Raw genomic sequence first — 21882 nt, 5'->3', positions numbered from 1 at the left:
CCGCGGGAACGTGCGGTCTCGGGTGGGGGGTGCCCGTCGGTCGGGCAGCAGCATAGTTGCTCCTTCAACGATGGGCTTCCGGGCGGAGTTCCTTCACTAGAGTGGGCTGCGCCATGGCCGAGAACCCTCCCGCGTCCCCGACGCCCGCGTCCGCCACCCACGACGAGATCGTCAGCCGGCTGATGTCGCGCTGGCCCGAGCAGCGGGTCGCGCCCTCCCTGTCGCGCATCTCGGCCCTGATGGGGCTGCTCGGCGACCCGCACCGGGCCGCCCCGGTCATCCAGCTGACGGGCACCAACGGCAAGGGCAGCACCGCCATCGTGGTCGAGTCGCTGCTGCGGGCCCAGGGGCTGCGCACCGGCCGGTTCTCCAGCCCCCACCTGAGCCGCGTCAACGAGCGGATCAGCATCGACGGCGAGCCGATCAGCGACGAGCGCTTCGACGAGGTGTGGCGCGAGATCGAGCCCTTCGTGGCCATGGTCGACGACCGCCAGCTCGACGGGGTCTCGATGACCTTCTTCGAGATCATCACCGCGATGGCCTTCGCCGCCTTCGCCGACGCCCCCGTCGACGTGGTGGTGCTCGAGGTGGGCCTGGGCGGCACCTGGGACGCCACGAACGTCGCCGACGCGGCGGTGGCGGTGATCACGCCCATCGACCTGGACCACACCCACCTGCTGGGCTCCACCGTGGCCGAGATCGCCGCCGAGAAGGCCGGCATCATCAAGCCGGGTGCCATCGCCGTGCTGGCCGGGCAGCCCGTCGAGGCCGCCACCGTGCTGCTGGAGCGGGCCGTGGAGGTCGGCGCCCTGGTGCAGCGCGAGGGCGTCGACTTCGGGCTGCTGGAGCGGGTCCCCGGCGTCGGCGGCCAGGTGCTGCGCATCAACGCCGCCGAGGGGCCGGTGCCCGACCTGCACCTGCCCGCCTTCGGTGCCCACCTGGCGCAGAACGCCGCCCTGGCGGTCGCCGCGGTCGAGGCCTTCCAGGGCATGAAGGGGCTCGACCCCGCCGTCATCCAGGAGGGCTTCGACGCCGTCCGGCTGCCGGGCCGGATGGAGGTGGTGCGCCGCTCGCCGACCATCGTGCTCGACGCCGCCCACAACCCGCACGGCGCCCGCGCCACCGCCGCCGCCGTCCGGGAGGCCTTCGACTTCTCCCCGCTGGTGGCCGTGCTGGCGGTGATGGGGGACAAGGACGTGGCCGGCATCCTCGAGGCCTGGGCCGAGCTGGTGGACCAGGTGGTCGTCACCCAGGTCGCCTCGACCAGCCGCGGGATGCCCGCCGAGGAGCTCGGCGAGGTCGCCGCCGGGGTGCTGGGACGCGAGCGGGTCCACGTCGTGGCGCGGATGGACGACGCCATCGAGCGCGCCGTCGCGCTGGCCGAGTCCGAGGGGGCGGCCGTGCCCGGGGTGGTGGTCACCGGGTCGGTGATCGCCGTCGGCGAGGCGCGCACCCTGCTCGTGCGCCCCGAGGACGACCGTCCGGCGCCCGCCGAGCCGGTGCTGGAGGTGGGGGAGCGGCGCCCGCACCCCGACGACGACCCGCAGCCCGGCCCCGACGGGTTCGGCTGGTGAGCGCGCCCGCCCCGCTGCTGCTCGCGCCCGGCAACCCGATGACCAAGGTGCTGGTCGCGGTCGTCGCCTTCGAGGTGGTCGTGTTCGGGCTGGCCGTCTTCGTCATGCTGCAGGTCTCCTCGGTCCCCGTGCAGGTGGCGGTCCCCGTCTGCGCCGCGGCCGCACTGCTGGCCGTCGTCTCCGCGGGCACCATGCGGCGCCCGCTCGGCCAGTGGCTGGGGTGGCTGTGCCAGCTGGTCGGGCTCGCCATGGGGCTGCTCACCCCGGCGATGTTCATCATGGGCGGGCTCTTCGCCCTGCTGTGGGTGGCCACCTTCGTGCTGGGCCGGCGCCTCGACGCGCAGGCCGACGGCCGCGCGGGCGCCTGACCGGGCGTCCCGGAGCTCGGCCGGGACCCCGATAGGGTGCCGCACATGACTGAACTGCCGCGCACCTTCGTCCTGATCAAGCCCGACGCCGTCCGGCGCGGTCTGGTCGGTGAGGTGCTCAGCCGCTTCGAGCGCAAGGGCCTGCGGATCGTCGCCCTCAAGCAGGTGCAGGTCACCCCGGAGCTGGCCGACCAGCACTACGCCGAGCACGTCGAGCGCGACTTCTACCCGCCGCTGCGGACCTTCATCACCTCGGGACCCTCGGTGGCCCTGGTGCTCGCCGGCGACGAGGTCGTCGAGACGGTCCGGCTGATGAACGGGGCGACCGACGGCCGCAAGGCGGCCCCGGGCACCATCCGCGGCGACCTGTCGCTGTCGAACCGAGAGAACCTGGTGCACGGCTCGGACTCGGCCGAGTCCGCGGCCCGCGAGATCGCCCTCTGGTTCCCCGAGCTGGGGGCCTGAGCCGATGAGCACGCCGCCTCCTCCCGGCCCGCCTGCCCAGGGGAACGGCGGCACGCCACAGCCCCCGGTGCCCGGCGCCGTCCCACCGTCCGGACAGCAGCCGTGGGGGCAGCCGGCCCAGCAGCAGGGCCCGCAGCAGTGGGGACAGCAGACCCAGCCGGGCCAGCAGCCCCAGTGGGGCCAGCAGCCCCAGCCGGGAGCGCCCGCGCCCTGGCCGCAGCAGAACCCGCCCCAGTGGACGCCCCAGCCCAAGCCGGAGCCGCTGCCGGTGGAGTTGCGGGCCTACCACCACTTCTACCGGACGCCCGCCCACCGCTGGTGGAAGCCGCTCGCCCTGGTGGCGCTGGTCGGAGCCGCGTGGATCGCCATCTCCGTCGTGCTGGTGACGGTCGCCGGCGTCGTCGACCTCGCGCTCGGCCAGGCCACCGCCGAGGAGCTCGTCTCGGGCGCCATCCCCTCCACCCCGACCTTCTTCCTGGCCAACAACCTCACCCTGGCCGCGCTGATCCCGATCTCGATGCTGGGCCAGTGGCTGGTCTACCGGCAGCGTCCGCGCTGGCTGTCCTCGGTGGAGGGTGGCCTGCGCTGGCGCTGGGTGTGGCTGTGCACCGCGATCATCCTCCCGGTCTGGCTGATCTACGTCGGCATCGAGCTCGCCCTCACCGGGTTCCAGTACGCCGGCAGCCAGGTGGCGCTCTGGCTCACCGTCATCCTGCTGACCACGCCGTTCCAGGCCGCCGGTGAGGAGTACGGGCTGCGGGGGACGCTGACCCGGGCCACCGCCGCCTACTTCCGCGACCCCCGGCTCGCGCTGGCGGTCGGCACCCTGGTCGCGTCGGTGGTGTTCATGCTGCTGCACGCCGCCGAGGACCCGTGGCTCAACGTCTACTACTTCGGGTTCGCGCTGGTGGCCTCGCTGCTCACCTGGCGCACCGGGGGGCTGGAGGCGGCGATCACCTTCCACGTGGTCAACAACCTGATCTCCCTGGTGGCCACCGTGCTGGCCGGGCAGATGGACAGCGTCTTCGACCGCGCGGTGGGGGCCGGCTCCCCGCTGGTGCTGCTGCCGCTGGTGGTGGCGGTGGCGGTCTCGCTGGTGCTCGACCGGCTCTTCGCCCGCTCGCGCATGCGCCGGGTGACGGCACCCGGTGCGCCGGCGACCCGGCCCGAGCCCACCCCGCCGGTGCTGCCGCAGGGCTGAACCGGCCCCGTCCCGGGCTCAGTCACGCGCGCGGAGCTCGGCCTCCAACGTCCCGGGACGGCAGACCAGCAGCCCGAGCACCGTCAGCGGGACGACCATGGCCAGCATGGCCAGCACCGGCAGCGTCCAGCCGGCGCTGTGCTCGTGGAGGAAGCCGATGGCCAGCGGTCCGGTGGCCGAGATCAGGTAGCCGACGCCCTGGCTGAAGGCCGACAGCGACGCCGTGCCCGCGGGGGTCTCGGTGCGCAGCCCGACCAGGGCCAGGAAGATCGGGAAGGCCGAGGTGCCCACGGCCAGCAGCACCGCCCACAGCCACGGCACGGTGGCGGGAGCCACCAGCAGCCCCACCAGGCCGGCCACGGCGCAGCCCACCACCAGCAGCATCGCCGAGTAGGGGCTGGGGTGGCGGGCGGTCCAGGCGGGCAGCAGGAAGGAGAAGGGGATGGCCACGCCGGTGCAGATCCCCAGCAGCAGCCCGCTGGTCACCTCGCTGAACCCGGCGCCGGTGTAGATGGCGGCCAGCCAGCCGAACAGCGAGTACGACAGCATGGACTGCACCCCGAAGAAGGTGCCCATCAGCCAGCCCTTGCGGGTCCGCGCCACCTGCGCCAGCCCGACCGGTGCCGCCCGGACGTCCACGAGGACCGGCTCGCTCGGGCCGCGCCGGTCGTGACCCAGCAGGGCCAGCCACGGCGGCAGCGCCAGCACCGCCAGCAGGGACCACACGGCCAGCCCCGGACGCCAGCCGCCGAGCAGCTGCGCCGCCGGCACCGACGCGATGCTGGCCAGCGTCAGCCCGGTCACCAGGGCGGTGGCGTACACCGCCGTCACCACCCCGATCCGGCGCGGGAAGTGCCACTTCACCAGGGACGGCAGCAGCACGTTCGACACCGCCATCCCCGCCAGCGACAGGGCCGAGGCGGCCAGGAAGGGGGTCGGGGTGTCCACCGTCACGCGGACGAGCTGACCCGCCCCCACGGCCACCAGTGCGCCCACCACGGTGCGGTGCAGCCCCAGCCGGGCAGCCAGCCACGGGGCCACCAGCCCGAACACCGCGAAGCAGAGCCCAGGCAGCGCGGTCAGCAGCCCGGCCTGGCTGCCGTCGAGTCCCAGGGCGTCCTGCAGGGTGGTCAGCAGGGGTCCCACCGACACCGCGGTGGCCCGAAGGTTCAGGGCCAGCACCACCAGCGCGAGCAGGATCAGCCAGGGCCGCTCGGACAGCGGCGGGCGTGCAGGGACGGGCACGGGAGGCCAGCCTAGGCGCTGCCGACCGGCGTCCCGGCGACCTGTGTCGATGCGTCCGCGGCTGGAACGGTGTGCAAAGATGGCGACCGGGTCGGGGCACCGCCGGTGCCCCCGTGGTTCTCCGCCGCGCCGCGAGGTGACAGCTCGTGGCGGTCGCAGACCCCCACCGCGACGCCAGCTCGCCACTTGCGAGGACGACCGCGGGAGGGTCACCGGGCGGCGCGACGCCACACGCCGAACAGCTTTTCTGCGCCGAGGGCCGCGGTCCCGGTGCAGCGTACGCGGACCGCCTCGCGGTGGTCCGAGCAAGGAGTCCGGATGTCCGATCACGAGCCCACATCCACCCCCGCCGAGGAGCAGGCGGCCGCGCCGGCCAGGCCCGCACGACGCCGCCGCAGCGCCAGCCGCCCCGCGGGACCGCCCGAGGGGGCCGCCGCCCAGGCGGCCGAGGCCGCGCCTGCCGAGCCGGCACCCGCCGAGGCCGCGCCGGCCGAGCCGGCACCCGTCGAGGCAGCGCCGGCCGAACCTGCACCCGCCGAAGCAGCGCCGGCAGCCGCCGAGCCCGCCGCGGAGGCCCCGGCGAAGCCGGCCCGTCGCCGCCGCGCCGCCAGCCGCCCCGCCGGTCGTCCCGCCGCCGAGACCCCCGCCGCCGAGACCCCCGCGCCCGAGAGCGCCCCCACCACCCCCGACCCCGAGACCCAGCTCGGCGCCGACGCGCCGCTGGTCGTCGAGGAGGTCGTGCCGCCCCGGCGCCGCGGCACCCGCAAGCGCGCCGCCGCGAAGCCCGAGCCCTCCCCGCAGGAGACCGCCCCGCTGACGCCCGAGACCACCCAGGTCGTCGGCAACCCGGAGGCCGCCGCGGCCGAGCAGGCCCCGACCGAGCAGGCTGCGACCGAGCAGGCTGGGACGGAGCAGGTTGCGACGGGGCAGGCCCCGACCGACGCCGTCGCGGCCGAGCCGGAGCTGGCGGCGGGCAGCCGTCGTCGCGGCCGCCGCTCGCGCCCGACCGGCACCGTGGCCGCGCCCTTCGACGTCCCCCAGGAGACCCCCAGCGCGCAGTCCGGGGACGACATCAGCGCCGCGGTCCGCGCCGTCTTCGACCAGGCCGCCGCCACCACCCGCTCGGCCCCCGAGGACGCCGAGCAGGACCCCGAGGACGAGCTCACGACCGAGGAGGAGTCCGCCGAGCCGCGCGCCTCGGAGGACGAGTCCGACGTGGCCCCCGGCGACGACGACACCACCGACGACGCCACCGAGGAGCCGGCCGCGGCCGAGCAGACCGAGGACTCCGAGGACTCCGAGGACGAGCAGGACGAGGACTCCGAGGACGGCGACAACGGCGGCCGCAGCAGCAGCCGGCGCCGCCGCCGTCGCGGCGGCCGGCGTCGTCGTCGCGGCGGCGGTGCCGACGACAACGGCGAGGACGACTCCGACGGCACCGCCGAGACCGAGGACGCCGCGGGCGCCGAGGGCGAGCCGGAGCAGGGCCAGGACGGCGAGGACGAGGACGCCGCCTCCGCCGAGGACGAGCAGAACGGCTCCGAGTCCGGCACGCGCCGCCGCCGGCGCCGCCGCCGTCGTCGCGGCGAGGAGACCTCGGTCTCCGAGGACGACCCCAGCGACACCGTGGTCCGCGTCCGCGAACCCCGGCGCAGCAGCCGCGAGAAGGCCAGCGACCAGATCACCGGCATCGACGGCTCCACCCGGCTGGAGGCCAAGCGCCAGCGCCGGCGCGAGGGGCGCCAGAACAGCCGTCGCCGCACCCCGATCCTCAGCGAGGCGGAGTTCCTGGCCCGCCGCGAGGCCGTCGAGCGGACCATGATCATCCGCCAGCGCGACGACCTGTCGCAGCTGGCGGTGCTGGAGGACGGCATCCTGGTCGAGCACTACGTCGACCGCGAGTCCGCCACCTCCCTGATCGGCAACGTCTACCTGGGCCGGGTGCAGAACGTGCTGCCGTCGATGGAGGCCGCCTTCGTCGACATCGGCCGGGGCCGCAACGCCGTGCTCTACGCCGGCGAGGTGGACTGGGACGCCCACGGCGCCGACAAGCAGGGCCGCCAGATCGAGAAGGTGCTGAAGTCCGGCCAGACCGTGCTGGTGCAGGTCACCAAGGACCCGGTCGGGGCCAAGGGCGCGCGGCTCACCAACCACGTCTCCATCCCGGGCCGCTACATCGTCTACTCGCCCGGTGGCCACCTGTCCGGCATCTCGCGCAAGCTGCCCGAGAACGAGCGCAAGCGTCTCAAGACCATCCTCTCCGACCTCGTCCCCGACGAGGCGAGCGTGATCGTGCGGACGGCCGCCGAGGGCGCCAGCGAGGAGGAGCTGGTCCGCGACGTCAACCGGCTCAAGGCGCAGTGGGAGGCGATCGAGAAGAAGATCAAGTCCGGCTCCGCCCCGCAGCTGCTGCACGCCGAGCCCGACCTGACGCTGCGGATCGTGCGCGACCTCTTCACCGAGGACTTCCAGCGGCTGGTGGTGGACGGCAACGGCCTCGGCGGCGACGCCTTCGAGACGGTGCAGAGCTACGTCAGCCACGTCGCCCCGCACCTGGCCGACCGGCTGGAGCGCTGGGACCGCGAGGCCAACGGCGACGTCTTCGCCGCCCACCGCCTCGACGAGCAGATCGCCAAGGCGCTGGACCGCAAGGTCTTCCTGCCCTCCGGCGGCTCGCTCATCATCGACCGCACCGAGGCCATGACGGTGATCGACGTCAACACCGGCAAGTTCACCGGCTCCGGCGGCAACCTCGAGACCACGGTCACCAGCAACAACCTGGAGGCCGCGGAGGAGATCGTCCGCCAGCTCCGGCTGCGCGACATCGGCGGCATCATCGTCATCGACTTCATCGACATGGTGCTGCCCAGCAACCGCGAGCTGCTGCTGCGCCGGCTGGTGGAGTGCCTGGGCCGCGACCGCACCCGCCACCAGGTCGCCGAGGTGACCAGCCTGGGTCTGGTGCAGATGACGCGCAAGAAGATCGGCACCGGGCTGGCGGAGGCCTTCACCGAGACCTGCGAGCACTGCGACGGCCTCGGCTACCACGTGCACGACATGCCGGTCGACACCCAGAGCCAGGCCGACGGCGGCGAGCGCCAGGGCCGCCGCGGCCGCAGCGCCCGCAACAAGGGCGGCGGCGGTCGCAACGCCGGCCGCAAGGAGGGTGCCAAGGAGGCGGCCCGCGAGCCGGAGGAGCCGGTCAAGCGGCACGGCGGTCCCCAGGACGTCATCGCGGCCATGCTGGCCAAGGGCGACGACGCGGGCCCGGGCGAGGCGGCCGACCAGCCGGCCGCCGCCGAGCAGTCCGCCGAGCAGCAGCCGGTCGAGCAGGCACCCGCCGAGCAGGCACCGGTCGAGCAGCAGCCGGTCGAGCTGCCCGTCCCGGCCGAGCCCGCACCCGCCGACGAGCAGGCGGCCGAGCCGGCCGAGCAGGCACCCGCCGACGAGCAGGGCGTCGAGTCCGCGCCGGTGGAGGACCAGGCGGTGGAGACCGCGCCGCTGCAGCAGCAGCCGGTCGAGCCCGCCCCGCCGGCGCAGCCGGAGGAGCCGTCAGCCCCCGTGCAGGAGCAGGACGAGGCCGAGGAGGCCCGCACGCCGCGGTGACGGACGTGCCGCGGTGAGGGACCGTGCCGCGGTGGGAGAGGGGCGCCGTCACCTGGTGCACGCCTGGCGTTCACCGTCCGGACGTGTGGCCTCCCTAGCCTCCGGCGCGTGCTGAGCCTCATCATCCCCGGCAAGGACGTGGCTGCCTGGGTGGGGGACACGCTCACCAGCCTGGTGGGCCAGCTGCCTCAGGGCGAGCTGCAGGTGGTGGTCGTCGACGACGGCTCCACCGACGCGACCTCCGAGGTGGTGGCCGGTTTCGCCGACCGGCTGCCGGGGCTGGTGCTGCACCGCAACGAGTCCCCCGTGGGGCTGGCGAGCGCGCGCAACCAGGGGCTGGAGCTGGCCACCGGCTCCGTGCTGGGCTTCCTCGACGGCGACGACTGGCTGGCCCGCGGCCACCTCGCCCGGGCGGTGGCGGCGCTGGAGACGCTCGACGTCGACTTCGTGCGCTTCGACCACGTCCGCGTCACCGAGGGGCGTCGCGAGCAGGTGCGGGCCCCGCAGGCGCGCCGCGGCGTGCCGCTCAACCCGCGGGAGTCGATCCTGCCCACCACCGACTCCACCATGGTCGACTACCCCTACGCCTGGGCCGGGCTGTACCGGCGCCGGCTGCACGAGCAGGGGCTGCTCGCCTTCGACGACGGCCTGCACACCGCCGAGGACCGCCCCTGGGTGTGGCGGCTGCACCTGCGGACCCAGAGCTACGCGGTGGTGAACACCCCCGGGGTGATGTACCGACGGGGGGTGACCACCTCGCTCACCCAGGTGCTCGACCGCCGCCAGCTGGACTTCCTGACCAGCTACGCCTCCTGCTTCGCGCTGCTGGCCGAGGACCCCGAGCAGGACCGCTTCCTGCCCAAGCTGGTGCGTCAGCTGCTGGCCGTGCTCGCCCACCAGCTCGGACGCTCGGCGCAGATGGCCCGGCCGCTGCGCCGCGAGCTGCGGGAGCGGGCGGCGGCCCTGCTCGAGACCGTCCCCGGCGACCTGCTGGAGGAGACGGTGGTGCAGCTGGGCCACCAGCGCGAGCGGCTGCTCACCCCGGTGCTGCGTCGCAGGGGCCGGGCGGCATGAAGCACCTCGTCGTCGCCTCGACCTCCTACCAGCTGCTGTGCCTGGCCGCCGCGGCCGACGCCGGCGTGTTCGAGGGCGGCGAGACCGTGCTCGTGCTGGCCGACGGGTCCCAGCTGCCCGAGCTGACCACCCCGCTGGGCGAGGTCGCCGGCTTCGACCGGCTGGTCGAGCGCTTCGACCGGGTGGTCGACCTCGGGGCGCTGCTGCTGCCGCGCCGGCCGGTGCAGTTCTCGCCCCGGCAGGAGGAGCTCAGCACCTGGGAGGCGCTGCTGCGCAGCCACTGGGGGCTGGGGGAGGAGCGCATCACCCTCTGGCTGGACGCGATCCAGGTCAACCCCGGGACGGCGCTGGCGCGCATCTTCTTCGACGCGGTGCTCAACGCCCACGCCGACGGCCTGATGGCCTACGGGCCCACCCGCACCGTGCTCCCGCTGGCGCTGCAGCAGCGCGTGGACACGGTGCTGCACCTGGACCTCGTGCCGGGGCTGCGGCCGCTGATGCTGGCCGAGTGCTCGCCCCGGCTGCTGCCGCTCGACCCCGCCCGGCTCGCCGCCGTGGTGGCCGAGCGCGACCCGGCCGAGACCGCCGCCGAGGTGGCGACGGTGCAGCGGTTCGTCGCAGGCCACCCCGCGCCGCGGGTGGCCCTGCTGCTGGGGCAGTACCTGTCCCGGCTGGGTCTGCTCGACCTGGAGGAGGAGGCCGCTCTGCACCGGGAGATGGTGGCCGAGGCGGGCCGCCAGGGCGTCACCCACTGCCTGTTCAAGCCGCACCCGGCCGCAGGACCGGCGCAGGCCGAGGCGCTGGCCGCCCACGCCCGGGAGCTGGGGCTGCGGCTCCTCGTGCTGGACTCACCGGTGCAGGCCGAGCTGCTCTTCCCGGTGCTGCGGCCGGCGCTGGTGGTGAGCGCCTTCTCCACCGGGCTGGCCACCGCCGACGCCGTCTTCGGGCTGCAGGTGCGCGCCGTCGGGACCGAGCTGCTGCTGGACCGGCTGACGCCCTACCAGAACAGCAACCGGGTGCCGCTGACCCTGGTCGACGCCCGCTACGGCCAGGGCCTGCCCGCACCCGACGACGCGCCGGCGGACCTGCCGCTGGCGCAGCAGCTGCAGCCGCTGCTGGTTGCCGTGGCCTACTGCATGCAGTCGCAGAACCTCGCCGGACGCCGTGCCGAGGCCGAGGCCTACCTGGCGGCGGCGGTCGGCACCGAGCAGATGCGCTACTTCAAGCGGCGGCGGCTGCTGTCCCTCGGCCTGCCCGGCGCGCCCGCCGGTGCGGGGCACCCCCGGGTGCGGGCGCTGCGGCGGGCCGTGGCGCGCCGCTGGCCCCGGCTGCACCAGGGCGCCCGGCGCGTGCGCAGGCGGCTCGCGCGGGTTTGACCCTCCTGGGGCCAGCACGTACTGTTGCTCCTCGGTGCGCTCTCCTCCCCCGTCCTGCACGGGCGGTGCGGTGAGATCCGAGGTCGCACCACACAGAGACACCGAAGAGAGAAGGTCAGGCGTGTACGCGATCGTGCGCAGTGGCGGGCGGCAGCACAAGGTGGCCGTCGGCGACGTCCTCGAGATCGACAAGGTGGCCGCCGAGGTCGGCTCCGAGGTGGCGCTGCAGCCGCTGCTCCTGGTCGACGGCGAGTCCGTCACCTCCGACCGGGCCGCGCTCGACGGCGCCTCGGTGCGGGCCGAGGTGCTGGCCGAGACCAAGGGTCCGAAGATCCGGATCCTCAAGTACAAGAACAAGACCGGGTACCGCAAGCGCCAGGGCCACCGCCAGCGCCACACCCAGGTCAAGGTCACCGGGATCGAGAGCTGAGGAGAGCCAGATGGCACACAAGAAGGGCGCATCGTCCACCCGCAACGGTCGTGACTCGAACTCCCAGCGCCTCGGCGTGAAGCGGTTCGGCGGCCAGCAGGTCAACGCCGGCGAGATCATCGTCCGCCAGCGTGGCACCCACTTCCACCCCGGCGACAACGTCGGCCGTGGTGGCGACGACACCCTGTTCGCGCTGCGCGAGGGCGTCGTGGAGTTCGGCACCCGCCGCGGTCGCCGCGTCGTCAACATCCTGCAGACGGAGTCGGTCGCCGCGAGCTGACCTCGACGTCCACCACAGCCCCGTCCCGCCCGGGACGGGGCTGTTGTGCGTCCCGCCGACCCCAAAGACCTAAAACCGTGGCCGTTTTGGGAGGTTGAGGTAGGGTCGGCGCATGCGCGGCCCCTTCTTCCCCGGCGCGGGGACCAGCCCGTTCCGGCTCGAGGGCCGTGACGCGGAGCTGCGCACCTGGGAGCGGATGCTCACCGACCTCGCCGTCTTCGGCCAGACGAGCGCCCGCCACCTCGTGGTGCAGGGCGTGCGCGGGGTGGGCAAGACCTCGCTGCTCAAGCAGCTGGCCGAGGACGCCCTGACGCAGGGCTGCCTGGCCGTCCGGGTCCGCTGCCAGACCACCGGACGCGAGACGCTGATGGAGCGGGTCCGCCACGCCCTCGACGCCGCCCTGCAGCACCGCGACCTCTCGGCCGAGCACGGCCGGCTGGTGCGGGCCGCGGTGAGCACCCCCGTCGGCGGGCTGGAGGTCGAGCGCGAGCTCGGCCCCGGCGACCCGCTGACGGACACCGCCTTCATGCAACGGCTGGTGGACGCCACCGAGGAGGTCCGCAGCCGCGGCGGCACCGGTCTCGCGCTGCTGGTCGACGAGACCCAGTACGCCGACCGCGCCAGCCTGGTGAACCTGTCCGAGCTGGCCTCGCTGATCGGGGAGCGGGACGGCGACAAGCCGCCGCTGCTGCTCTGCTTCGCCGGGCTGCCCACCGACACCGCCGAGAAGGTGGCCCGTTCCTCCAGCCACGCCGAGCGGGTCTACCGCACCATCACGCTGGGCTACCTCGACGAGGCCAGCACCCGCGACGCCCTGCTGCTGCCCGTCCAGCACGCCGGCGGGCGGTGGGAGGCCGACGCGCTGGCCCGGGCGGTCGCCCTGACCGGCGGCTACCCGGCCTTCATCCAGGAGTACGGCCAGGCCATCTGGGAGCTCCGCCGGGGCGACCGGATCGACACCGAGGTGGTGGCCGAGGGCGCGGCGGCGGCCCGGCCGCAGATCGAGGCCTACTACGAGGGCGCCTGGAGCGCCGCCCCGCCGCTCGGCCGCTCCGCCCTGGTGGCGCTGGCCCGCGCCGGCGGGCGGGCCCGGATGGGTGAGCTCGCCCGGGCGCTGGGTAGGTCCTCCAGCAGCGAGATCTCCTGGGCCGTCGAGGAGCTCCGCCAGCGGGGCACCGTGCTCAAGCCCGAACGCGGGGTGGTCGTCTTCGGCCGCACCGGGATGGCGGAGTGGGTGCTCGACCACCACGAGGACGAGACGTCCTGACCCGCACCGGACGCCCTGAGCCCCACCACCGGACCGCACACGAACAGACTTCACACATGATCCAGACCAGGAGAACCTGATGGCCATCCCCAGCTTCGTCGACCGGGTCACCCTGCGCGTGCAGGGCGGCAACGGCGGCCACGGGTGCGCCTCGGTGCACCGCGAGAAGTTCAAGCCGCTCGGCGGCCCCGACGGCGGCAACGGCGGTGACGGCGGGTCCGTGGTGCTGCGGGTGGAGCCCGGGCTGACGACCCTGGTGGAGTACCACCGCCAGTCCGTGCGCAGGGCCACCAACGGCCAGCCCGGCCGCGGCGACCACCAGAACGGCGCCCGCGGCGACGACGTCGTGCTCGCCGTCCCCGACGGCACCGTGGTCAGCGACGCCGACACCGGGGCCGTGCTGGCCGACCTCACCGGCGCCGGCAGCGAGGTCGTGGTGGCCGGCGGCGGCCGCGGCGGGCTCGGCAACGCCGCGCTGGCCTCCTCCTCGCGCAAGGCCCCCGGCTTCGCCCTGCTCGGCGAGGAGGGGGAGGCCCGCACCATCACCCTGGAGCTCAAGGTGGTGGCCGACATCGGCCTGGTCGGGTTCCCCAGCGCGGGCAAGTCCTCGCTGGTGGCCGCCATCTCCCGGGCCCGGCCGAAGATCGCCGACTACCCGTTCACCACCCTGGTGCCGAACCTCGGCGTGGTCGTGGCCGGCGACACCACCTTCACCGTGGCCGACGTCCCGGGGCTCATCGAGGGCGCCAGCGAGGGCCGCGGGCTCGGCTTCGACTTCCTGCGCCACATCGAGCGCTGCGCCGCCCTGGTGCACGTCGTGGACACCGCCACCTACCTGCCCGGCCGGGACCCGGTCAGCGACCTCGACGTCATCGAGCAGGAGCTGGCGCGCCACGGCGGGCTGGAGGACCGGCCCCGGCTGGTCGCGCTGAACAAGGCCGACGTCCCGGACGCCGCCGAGCTGGCCGAGCTGGTCCGCGACGACGTCGCCGCCCGCGGCTGGCCGGTGTTCACCATCTCCACCAAGGACGGCCAGGGGCTGACCGAGCTGACCTTCGCGATGGCCGAGATCGTCCGCGCCCGACGCGCCGCCCAGCCCGCGGCCCAGCCCGCCCGCATCGTCATCCGGCCCGAGCCGGCGCGGCGCACCGGTCCGGAGTTCACCGTCGTCCGCCAGGGCGACGGCGAGGGCGGCGAGCTGTGGCGGGTGCGGGGCCACAAGCCCGAGCGGTGGGTCCGCCAGACCGACTTCGGCAACCCCGAGGCGGTCGGCTACCTGGCCGACCGGCTCAACCGGATCGGCATCGAGGACCGGCTGCTGGAGCTCGGCGCGCGGGCCGGGGACGCGGTCGCCATCGGCGGCGACGACGCGGTGGTGTTCGACTTCGCCCCGCAGGTCGACGTCGGCGCCGAGATCCTCAGCCGGCGCGGCGAGGACCAGCGGCTGGAGAGCGAGCGCCCGGCGGCGCAGCGCCGTCGGGAGAAGGACGCGGCCTACCACGCCCGCCGCGACGGCGAGGGCGAGTGGGGAGAGGACGACGATGAGTGAAGCGGCCTCCGCCGGGGTGGGGAGCGGCGGGTCCCCGACCCGGGCGCAGGTGGCCACCGCCCGCCGGGTGGTGGTGAAGGTGGGCTCCTCCTCGCTGACCACCCCGCAGGGCGGGCTCGACCCGCAGCGGGTCGCGGCGCTGGTGGACGCCCTGGCCGCGGTCCGGCTGGCCGGGCGGGAGGTGGTGCTGGTCTCCTCCGGCGCGATCGCCGCCGGGCTGGCGCCGCTGGGGCTGCGCGGGCGTCCCCGCGACCTGGCCACCCAGCAGGCGGCGGCCTCGGTGGGCCAGGGGCTGCTCGTCGAGCAGTACATGCAGCGCTTCGCCCGCCACGGCATCACCGTCGGGCAGGTGCTGCTCACGGTGGAGGACGTCACCGTGCAGAGCAAGTACCGCAACGCCTACCGCACCGCGGCCAAGCTGCTCGAGCTCGGGGTGCTGCCGATCGTCAACGAGAACGACACGGTGGCCACCAAGGAGATCCGCTTCGGCGACAACGACCGGCTGGCCGCCCTGGTCGCGCACCTGGTGCACGCCGACGCGCTGGTCCTGCTCAGCGACGTCCCCGCCCTGTTCACCGCCCACCCCGACACCCCCGGGGCCCGCCGGATCGCCGACGTCGCCGACGCGGACGAGCTGCTCGGGGTCGACATCTCCCGCCGCGGCTCCGCGGTGGGGACCGGCGGCATGGTCACCAAGCTGGAGGCCGCCCGGATCGCCACCTCGGCCGGCATCCCCACGCTGCTCACCGACGCGGGCAGCGCGGCGCAGGCGCTGGCCGGCGGGGACGTCGGCACGGCCTTCGCCGCCACCGGCAAGCGCCGCCCCACCCGGCTGCTCTGGCTGGCGCACGTCTCCGACGCCCAGGGCAGCCTGGTGCTCGACGCCGGCGCGGTCCGCGCGGTCACCGAGCGCAAGGCCAGCCTGCTGCCCGCCGGGATCACCGGGGTGCGGGGCAGCTTCAGCGCCGGCGAGCCGGTGGACCTGGTCGACGTCGACGGCCGGGTCGTCGCCCGCGGTCTGGTCAGCTACGACGCCGCCGACCTCCCCGGCATGATCGGCCAGCGCACCGGCACGCTCGGCTCCGAGCTGGGCGCGGAGTACGCCCGGGTGGTGGTGCACCGCGACGCGCTCGTGGTGCTCCGGTGACCGGCGAGGAGCCGCGCGACCCCGCCGCCGAGGAGGTGCTGGGGATCTCGGCCGGCGTCGAGCGCCACGTCCGCGCCCCGGGCACCGAGGCCGCCCGCTTCGACCCCGACGCCGCCCGGGCGGCGGGGGAGCCGGAGGAGGTGCTGCGGGCCGGCGAGGTGTTCAACGCCTGGCTGGACGGGCGGGCCCGGCCCGGACCGGCGGAGGCCGCCGGAGCCCTCGGCCTGCGGGTCTGGGGACGCTGGTGCGGTCCCGGCCACGGCGGCTCCGGGACGCCCGTGGACACCCTCGACGCCATCTGCATGCGCCACGACCGCTGCTACGCCTCGCAGGGCTACCTCGACTGCGGCTGCGACGCCCAGCTGGTGGCCGAGATCACCGCCAGCGCCTCCCAGATGACCCCGGCCGAGCGGTTCGTGGCCGCCGCCATCAAGGCGGTGTTCAGCGTCGGCCTCTGCATCCCCTCCGAGCAGTCCTGAGACCCGCCCCCGACCCCGCCCGGTCCGGCTGACCAGCCGCGCCCGGACGTCCCCGGGTACCCGCGGTGGCCGCGCGGTGAACGTCCGCCGAAGGGCTGCTGACATCTCGGTGGAGGGGGCTCCGGGGGCCGTCCACGCCCGTCCGGCTGGTCTAGCGTCGGGAACCGCCCACCCGGTGGGCGGAGACCAGGACGGGAGGACGCCATGCCTGCACAGGACCGGCTCGGTCTGCGGATCGCCGCCATCGTCCCGTGCCACGACGAGGAGATCACGGTCGCCAAGGTCGTCCGCGACCTCCGGGCCGCCGTCCCCGGCATGGTCGTCTACGTCTACGACAACAACAGCACCGACCGCACCGCCGAGCGGGCCCTGGAGGCCGGTGCCGTGGTACGCCGGGAGTCCCTGCCCGGCAAGGGCAACGTGATCCGCCGGGCCTTCGCCGACATCGACGCCGACGTCTACGTCACCATCGACGGCGACGACACCTACGAGGCGGGCGACCTGCCCGCCATGATCGACAAGCTGCTGGACGGCCCCTACGACCACGTGCTCGGCGTGCGCCGCGACACCCGGCAGACGTCGTCGTACCGGCCCGGCCACGAGACCGGGAACAAGATCTTCAACCGGCTGACGAGCGCCCTGTTCCGTGCGCCGGTCAGCGACATGCTGTCGGGCTACCGGGTGTTCTCGCGCCGGTTCGTGAAGTCGTTCCCGGCCATCAGCAGGCGCTTCGAGACCGAGACCGAGCTCACCGTCCACATGATGTCGCTGCGGCTGCCCTGCGCGGAGCACCCGGTGGGCTTCCGCGAGCGTCCCGAGGGCAGCGAGTCCAAGCTGTCCACCGTCGGCGACGGGCTGCGCATCCTCGGCCTGCTGGCCCAGCTGGTGCGCCACGAGCGTCCCACCCTGTTCTACGGCGTGCTGTCGCTCGGGCTGGCCGCGCTCTCGCTCCTCCTCGGCGTCCCCGTGGTGGCCGAGTACGCCGAGACCGGTCTGGTGCCGCGGCTGCCCACCGCCGTGCTGGCCGCGGCGCTGATGGGGCTGGCCTTCCTGATGGGCAGCGTCGGGCTGATCCTCGACGGGCTGCTCCGCGCCCGCCGCGAGTCGGCCCGGCTCACCTACCTCAGGCTGGCCCCGACGCTGGAGCACCGCAGCGCCGACGAGCTCCACCCCGACCCGGTCGCGGGCCGGGCGCCGCTGACCCGGACCGCATGACCCGGGCGTCCTCGCTGGGTCGGGAGGTCGTCCGCTTCGCGGTGGTGGGAGGGCTCACCTACCTGGTCGACGTGGGCCTGTCCAACCTGCTGCTGTACGGCGCCGGCCCGGTGCCCGCGCCGCTGGCGGAGGCCCCGCTGCCGGCCCGCGCCACCGCCTTCCTGGTGGCCATGGCGCTGGCCTGGCTGGGCAACCTGCTGTGGACCTACGGCGAGCGCCGCACCGGCTCGCCGGTGGGCAGCGCCGCGCGCTACCTGGTGGTCAACCTCGTCTCGATGCTGGTCGTGCTGCTGCCCACCGGCGTCACCTGGTACCTGCTCGGCCTGCGGGACCCGCTGTCGTACAACATCGCCACCAACGTCGTCGGGTTCGCGCTGGCCACCGCCTTCCGCTTCTGGGCCTACCGCAGCTGGGTGTTCCGCCCGGTCGCGGAGCCGGTCGCGCCCCAGCCGGGGAGCGACGCACGGTGAGCACCCTGCTGGCCCGCCTCGACGCGCTGGCCCGGACCCGGGTGGGCTGGGCGGTGCTCTCGCTGCTGGTGCTCGTCCCCCAGGCGTGGTTCGTGCTGAGGCTGAGCTACCCCGGTCGCGCCAACGTCGACGTCGCCTACCAGGCCAGGCAGGCGCTGGGGGAGATCCCCTACACCGACTGGCACCCGCCGGTGATGAGCGCGCTGTGGGAGCTGCTGATCGAGACGACCGGGGACGTCGGGTCGCTGTTCGTGCTGCAGACCGGGGTCCTCTTCGGGGCCGTGTGGCTGCTGTCGCTGGTCGTGCACCGGCGCACCGGACGGCGCCGCTGGACCTGGTGGGCGCTGCTGCTGCCGATGACGCCGTGGGTGCTGGGGCAGAGCGCGGTGCTGTTCAAGGACACCCAGATGGCCGTCGCCCTGCTCGCCGGCGTGGCGCTGGTGCTGCTGGTGGACCACCGGCGCCCGGTCAGCCTGCTGCTGCTCGTGCCCGCGCTGGTGCTGCTGGTCTACGCCACCGACGTCCGCAAGAACGCCGTCCTCGCGCTGGTGCCGCTCGCGGGGCTGATCGGCTGGACGGTGCTGCGCACGCTGCGTCCGCGGCGTCGCCCGCGCTGGAGCGGGGTCGCCGCGGCCGGGTTGGCCGCCCTGCTCGTGCTCGGTGTCGCCTCGGTGGCCCTGGACCGGGCCGTCGGCTCGGCCAAGCAGGTGCAGAGCACCGGCTCGGTCACCCAGATCATGCTCGACGACGTCATGTTCAGCGTCCCCGACGCCGAGCTGCAGGCCAGCGACGCCCCGGCGGCGCTCAAGCAGCGCATCGCGGAGTCGCGGGCCCGCTGCTACGAGATGGGCGAGATCTGGGACTCCTACTTCAACTGCTACGGCCGCGGGGTGGGTGGGGAGATCTTCTCCCCGCTGGAGCACCAGGAGGAGATCCGCCGGCTCTGGTCCGACCACGTCGTCACCCACCCGCTGCGCTACCTCGGCTACCGGGCGGCCGTCTTCAGCTACTACTTCTTCAGCTCCGAGCTGGAGTGGTGGGCCTACGACTGGCGCGGGGACGCCGAGGACGTGGGGCTGGGCCCGCAGAGCCGCATCGCCGACGTCACCGCCCGCTACTACGTGCAGGACTTCGCCGCGGAGTCGCTGCCGTGGCTGTTCAAGCCCTGGTTCTGGTCCGTCCTGGGGGTGGTCTGCGTGGTCCTCAGCCGCCGCGCCGGGCCCTTCCGGCCGGCCGTGCTGGCCCTCGCCCTCTCCGCGCTGTGCTACGTCGCTGGCTACCTGCCGACCGTGCCGGCCAACCACTTCCGCTACACCTTCTGGCCGGCCGTCGCGGTCACGGTCGCGCTCGGTCTGCTGCTGGCGGGCCGGCGGACGGCGGCCGGCGAGGACCCGCGCAGCTGACCCGGTCAGGTGCCCGGACGCTCTCGCGGCACCGGCCGGGGGACACGCCCCGGCGGCCGTTCTGGATCGTTACTGCACGGGAGGCGTCGTACCCCCTAGGCTGTGCCCGCTGCACGGACGACGGCGTACCGGCAGGTCCCCTTACCTCCCGCGACCGGCCAAGGAGTCGTCGTGCTCGTCCTCGTGCTCGGGTGGGTGGCTGCCGCCATCGGCATGCTCTCCGCCACCCCCCAGCTCCTCCGTCTGCTCCGCAGCCGCTCCAGCGACGGCTGCTCCCTCGTGCTGTGGCAGCTGAGCGTCGGCGGCGCCGTCAGCTGGACCGGCCACGGCGTCCTCGTCGGCAGCGCCAACATGGCCTTCCCCAACGTGGTGCTGGGCGCGCTGGCGCTGGCCATCGTGCTGATGATCTGCGCCGACCGCGGGCTGCGCCGGCTGCCGGTGCTCGCGGTCTCGGCCGGCATCGCCGCGGTCGGGCTGACCACGGACCTCGTGCTCGGACCGGTGGCCTTCGCGGTCGTCGCCTTCGCCTCCGGCGTGGTCGGGGTGGGAGCGCAGCTGCGCGAGATCGCCACCGGCACCGCGCTGGAGGGGATCTCGGCCCCCTACCTGGTGATCGCCGTGGCCATGCAGCTGCTGTGGGGGAGCTGGGCGCTGCTCGCCCAGGAGGTCTCCACCCTGCTGGTGGCCAGCGCCATGGGGGTGTTCTGCCTGCTCAACCTGATCTGGTTCCTGCTGCGCCGGGCCGGGGTGCCGGCGCTGGGCCGCCCGCGCCCGGACGACCTCACGCTGGCCGCCTGAGCCGCGGCTGTCCCGGGCCGGTGCCGGCTCGTTAGGCTCGCCCCGAGCGGCGTCGGACGACCGCGCCGCCGTGGAGGAGGAGGACCAGTGCCGACACAGGTGCAGGGCGTCATCGCCCGCAGCAAGGACGCCCCGGTGGAGCTGACCACGATCGTGGTCCCCGACCCCGGCCCGGGGGAGGTGGTGGTCGACGTGCAGGCCTGCGGCGTCTGCCACACCGACATGCACTACCGCGACGGCGGCATCAACGACGAGTTCCCCTTCCTGCTCGGCCACGAGGCCGCCGGCGTGGTCAGCCAGGTGGGTGAGGGCGTCACCGACGTCGCGGTGGGCGACTACGTGGTCCTGAACTGGCGCGCCGTCTGCGGCGACTGCCGGGCCTGCCGACGCGGACGTCCCTGGTACTGCTTCGCCACCCACAACGCCACCCAGAAGATGACGCTGCTCGACGGCACCGAGCTCACCGCCGCGCTGGGCATCGGCGCCTTCGCCGAGAAGACGCTGGTCGCGGCCGGGCAGTGCACCAAGGTCGACCCCGCCGCCCCGCCCGAGGTCGCCGGGCTGCTCGGCTGCGGGGTGATGGCCGGGGTGGGTGCCGCCATCAACACCGGCGGCGTCACCCGCGGCGACAGCGTGGCGGTGTTCGGCTGCGGCGGCGTCGGCGACGCGGCCGTGCTCGGCTCGCGGCTGGCCGGCGCGGCCCGGATCATCGCCGTCGACATCGACGACCGCAAGCTCGCCCTGGCCACCGAGATGGGCGCCACCCACACCATCAACTCGCGCGAGACCGACCCGGTGGAGGCGATCCGCGAGCTGACCGGGGGCTTCGGCGTGGACGTCGCCATCGAGGCGGTCGGCCGCCCGGAGACCTACCGGCAGGCCTTCTACGCCCGCGACCTCGCCGGCACCGTCGTGCTGGTCGGCGTGCCCAACCCGACCATGGAGATCACGCTGCCGATGATCGACGTGTTCGGCCGCGGCGGGGCGCTCAAGTCCTCCTGGTACGGCGACTGCCTGCCCAGCCGCGACTTCCCGATGCTCATCGACCTGCACACCCAGGGCCGGATCGACCTGTCGCGGTTCGTCACCGAGCGGATCGGGATCGGCGACGTGGAGGCGGCCTTCGCCAAGATGCACGCCGGCGACGTGCTGCGCTCGGTGGTCATGATCGGGGAGGCCTCGTGAGCGCCGTCGCGCCCGGCGGCGGCGTGCGGATCGACCGGACGATCACCTCCGGCACCTTCTCCCTCGACGGCGGCACCTGGGACGTCGACAACAACGTCTGGGTCGTCGGCGACGACACCGAGTGCGTGGTCGTCGACGCCCCCCACGACGCCCGCGCCATCCTCGAGCTCGTCGGCGGCCGGCGGGTGCTGGCGGTGCTGCTCACCCACGCCCACGACGACCACGTCGACGCCGCCCGCGAGCTGGCCGACGCCGTCGACGCCCCGGTCCACCTGCACCCCGACGACCGGATGCTGTGGGACGCCGTGCACGCCGACACCGGCCCCGACGCCGACCTGGCCGACGGCCAGCAGCTGTCGGTGGCGGGGACCACGCTGACCGTGCTGCACACCCCCGGCCACAGCCCCGGCAGCTGCTGCTTCCTGCTGCCGGAGCAGGGCGTGGTGTTCACCGGCGACACCCTCTTCGCCGGCGGGCCGGGCGCCACGGGCCGCTCCTGGTCCAGCTTCGAGACGATCATCGACTCGATCACCGGTCGGCTGCTCACCCTCCCGCCGGAGACGGTGGTGCACACCGGGCACGGCGACTCCACCACCATCGGCGCCGAGGCGCCGCACCGCCAGGAGTGGATCGACCGGGGGCACTGAGCGCCGGCTACCGGGTTGGCCCGACGGGCCGGTTCGGATAGCGTCAGCCGGTGGCTCGAACGATTCAGTCCGGGCCGGTACGAGGGTGACGGAGCAAGCAGGT

At 74.5% G+C, this 21882-nt stretch carries 20 protein-coding genes; 19 read left to right on the top strand and 1 reads right to left on the bottom strand.

The annotated features are described in order from the left end of the window. Positions 1–113 precede the first annotated feature (113 nt). From GC722_RS16620 to GC722_RS19410, 4 genes are all read left to right on the top strand, one after another. A complete protein-coding gene (locus tag GC722_RS16620; protein ID WP_156611876.1) occupies positions 114–1574 on the top strand; it encodes a bifunctional folylpolyglutamate synthase/dihydrofolate synthase in 1461 nt (486 codons plus the stop codon). Next, positions 1571–1942, top strand: a complete 372-nt coding sequence (locus GC722_RS16615) for a DUF4233 domain-containing protein (RefSeq protein WP_331714985.1) — start codon at positions 1571–1573, stop codon at positions 1940–1942. Before GC722_RS16620 ends, GC722_RS16615 begins: the two co-directional genes overlap by 4 nt. Before the next feature lie 45 nt (positions 1943–1987). Next, positions 1988–2407, top strand: coding sequence for a nucleoside-diphosphate kinase (gene ndk, locus GC722_RS16610; RefSeq protein WP_156611875.1), 420 nt, complete (start codon positions 1988–1990; stop codon positions 2405–2407). A 67-nt stretch (positions 2408–2474) separates the two neighbouring features. Further along, positions 2475–3608, top strand: a complete 1134-nt coding sequence (locus tag GC722_RS19410) for a CPBP family intramembrane glutamic endopeptidase (protein ID WP_156611874.1) — start codon at positions 2475–2477, stop codon at positions 3606–3608. A gap of 18 nt (positions 3609–3626) precedes the next feature. On the opposite strand, the gene GC722_RS16600 is transcribed toward GC722_RS19410, so the two are convergent. Then, a complete protein-coding gene (locus GC722_RS16600; protein WP_197430232.1) occupies positions 3627–4853 on the bottom strand; it encodes an MFS transporter in 1227 nt (408 codons plus the stop codon). 318 nt (positions 4854–5171) lie between these two features. Between GC722_RS16600 and GC722_RS16595 the strand changes: the two genes are divergently transcribed. The 15 genes from GC722_RS16595 (at position 5172) to GC722_RS16525 (ending at position 21779) form a co-directional block, all read left to right on the top strand. Further along, on the top strand, positions 5172–8459 hold the full coding sequence (locus tag GC722_RS16595) for an Rne/Rng family ribonuclease (protein ID WP_197430231.1): 3288 nt from the start codon (positions 5172–5174) through the stop codon (positions 8457–8459). A 108-nt stretch (positions 8460–8567) separates the two neighbouring features. Next, positions 8568–9533 carry a glycosyltransferase family 2 protein gene (locus GC722_RS16590; RefSeq protein ID WP_197430230.1) on the top strand — a complete coding sequence of 322 codons (966 nt, stop codon included), beginning with the start codon at positions 8568–8570 and terminating at the stop codon, positions 9531–9533. Beyond that, complete coding sequence (locus GC722_RS16585) at positions 9530–10909, top strand: polysialyltransferase family glycosyltransferase (protein ID WP_156611872.1); 1380 nt, start codon at positions 9530–9532, stop codon at positions 10907–10909. The genes GC722_RS16590 and GC722_RS16585 overlap by 4 nt, the downstream gene beginning before the upstream one ends. A gap of 121 nt (positions 10910–11030) precedes the next feature. Then, positions 11031–11339: a 50S ribosomal protein L21 gene (gene rplU / locus GC722_RS16580; RefSeq protein ID WP_331714984.1), complete on the top strand. Its 309-nt coding sequence runs from the start codon at positions 11031–11033 to the stop codon at positions 11337–11339. A 10-nt stretch (positions 11340–11349) separates the two neighbouring features. Next, entirely contained in the window at positions 11350–11619 is a 270-nt protein-coding gene (gene rpmA / locus GC722_RS16575; RefSeq protein WP_156611871.1) for a 50S ribosomal protein L27, read from the top strand. Between the two features lie 112 nt (positions 11620–11731). Continuing rightward, positions 11732–12886 carry an ATP-binding protein gene (locus GC722_RS16570; RefSeq protein WP_156611870.1) on the top strand — a complete coding sequence of 385 codons (1155 nt, stop codon included), beginning with the start codon at positions 11732–11734 and terminating at the stop codon, positions 12884–12886. Positions 12887–12965: 79 nt separating this feature from the next. Further along, positions 12966–14435: a GTPase ObgE gene (gene obgE, locus GC722_RS16565; protein ID WP_156611869.1), complete on the top strand. Its 1470-nt coding sequence runs from the start codon at positions 12966–12968 to the stop codon at positions 14433–14435. Further along, positions 14428–15582 carry a glutamate 5-kinase gene (proB, locus tag GC722_RS16560; RefSeq protein WP_156611868.1) on the top strand — a complete coding sequence of 385 codons (1155 nt, stop codon included), beginning with the start codon at positions 14428–14430 and terminating at the stop codon, positions 15580–15582. Before obgE ends, proB begins: the two co-directional genes overlap by 8 nt. After that, a complete protein-coding gene (locus GC722_RS16555) occupies positions 15579–16061 on the top strand; it encodes a phospholipase A2 family protein (protein ID WP_156611867.1) in 483 nt (160 codons plus the stop codon). The genes proB and GC722_RS16555 overlap by 4 nt, the downstream gene beginning before the upstream one ends. Before the next feature lie 204 nt (positions 16062–16265). Continuing rightward, the gene (locus GC722_RS16550; RefSeq protein WP_156611866.1) at positions 16266–17276 is read left to right on the top strand and encodes a glycosyltransferase; all 1011 of its coding nucleotides are present in this window, start codon (positions 16266–16268) and stop codon (positions 17274–17276) included. Next, the gene (locus GC722_RS16545; RefSeq protein WP_156611865.1) at positions 17273–17746 is read left to right on the top strand and encodes a GtrA family protein; all 474 of its coding nucleotides are present in this window, start codon (positions 17273–17275) and stop codon (positions 17744–17746) included. The genes GC722_RS16550 and GC722_RS16545 overlap by 4 nt, the downstream gene beginning before the upstream one ends. Beyond that, on the top strand, positions 17743–19149 hold the full coding sequence (locus GC722_RS16540) for a hypothetical protein (RefSeq protein WP_156611864.1): 1407 nt from the start codon (positions 17743–17745) through the stop codon (positions 19147–19149). The genes GC722_RS16545 and GC722_RS16540 overlap by 4 nt, the downstream gene beginning before the upstream one ends. Positions 19150–19320: 171 nt before the next feature. Continuing rightward, a complete protein-coding gene (locus GC722_RS16535; RefSeq protein ID WP_156611863.1) occupies positions 19321–19947 on the top strand; it encodes a PQ-loop domain-containing transporter in 627 nt (208 codons plus the stop codon). An 87-nt stretch (positions 19948–20034) separates the two neighbouring features. Then, positions 20035–21132 (top strand): S-(hydroxymethyl)mycothiol dehydrogenase, encoded by a 1098-nt coding sequence (locus GC722_RS16530; protein WP_331714983.1) that lies wholly within the window; start codon positions 20035–20037, stop codon positions 21130–21132. Then, positions 21129–21779: an MBL fold metallo-hydrolase gene (locus GC722_RS16525; protein ID WP_331714982.1), complete on the top strand. Its 651-nt coding sequence runs from the start codon at positions 21129–21131 to the stop codon at positions 21777–21779. The genes GC722_RS16530 and GC722_RS16525 overlap by 4 nt, the downstream gene beginning before the upstream one ends. Positions 21780–21882: the final 103 nt, after the last annotated feature.

The organism is Auraticoccus cholistanensis (assembly GCF_009742705.1).
GTDB classification, from domain to species: domain Bacteria; phylum Actinomycetota; class Actinomycetes; order Propionibacteriales; family Propionibacteriaceae; genus Auraticoccus; species Auraticoccus cholistanensis.
The sequence above is the reverse complement of the archived record's forward strand: the minus strand, read 5'-3'. Positions and strand labels throughout refer to the sequence as shown.